Genomic DNA, 960 nt, shown 5'->3' with positions numbered 1-960 from the left:
CCGGATCGCTTCCGACGCCTCGCGCGTCACCGTCTGCACGCGCTGCATGTGCTCGGGCAGGTCGGTGAGCACGTCGCTGACCGGGCGGTACTCGAGGTCGTTGCGGATCTGACCGAGCGCGCGCAGCACCGTGTTGGAGTGGCCGACGCGGTCGGCGCGGGGGTCGATCGCGCTCATGCAGTCTTCCGCGCGCTGGATCGAGTAGATGATCGAGCGCGGGAACAGGCGGTCGAGCAGCAGGAACTCGGCCGCGTTGCGGGCGCTCGGCATCCCTCGATAGGTGCGCAGGTAGGCCTCGTACGCGCCGCACGAGCGGAGGATCGTCGTCCACGACGGTCCCGAGACCTCGGTGAGCGACCTCGTCGCGAGGAGGCGGGCCGTCATGTCGGTGCGCTCGATGCTGCGCCCGAGCGTGAAGAACTGCCAGGCCTCGTCGCGGTTCGTCGACGAGTCGACGATGCCGATCGCCAGGGCGGCGCGCTCTCGCACCCACTGGAAGAACTCGTGCACCTTCTCGGTCTGCAGACGCCGTGGCATCCGGGAATTCGTGGTGTTGAGGATCTCCCAGAGCTCGGTCGAGACGATCTCCCGTGCGCGACGGGCGTTCTCGCGCGCCGCGGTGATGGAGTACGCGATGCTCGACGGGTTCATGCGGTCCACGGCGAGGCGGGCCAGCACGTCGTCCACCGAGAGGCCGTAGAAGGCCCGCCGCGGCGCGATCTGCGGATAGTCCAGCACGCGGGCCAGTTCGACGCGCATCGCGGCCGTCGCCAGCCAGCGCTGCGTTCCGCCCTCCAGGGCCGCGCGCAGCGGCCTGGCGGCTGCGTCGTCGAAGACGAACAGGTCGAGCACGATGTTGGTGTCGATGACGACCAGCGCCGGTGCCGCAGCCTCGGGCGGCGCTGCCGAGGCAGGTTCCGCGGCGCTCGCGGCCGCATCACGGCCGCCCCTGTCCATCGC

General features: G+C 70.5%; 1 protein-coding gene. It reads right to left on the bottom strand.

What is annotated here, in order from left to right:
* A partial coding sequence (locus NS331_RS25270) for an alpha-E domain-containing protein (RefSeq protein ID WP_242873891.1) occupies positions 1–960 on the bottom strand: 960 nt, incomplete at both ends.

The sequence above is a fragment of the Pseudacidovorax intermedius genome, assembly GCF_001476815.1.
Lineage (GTDB): Bacteria > Pseudomonadota > Gammaproteobacteria > Burkholderiales > Burkholderiaceae_C > Xenophilus > Xenophilus intermedius_A.
This window is presented reverse-complemented; position numbering and strand designations above follow the sequence as displayed.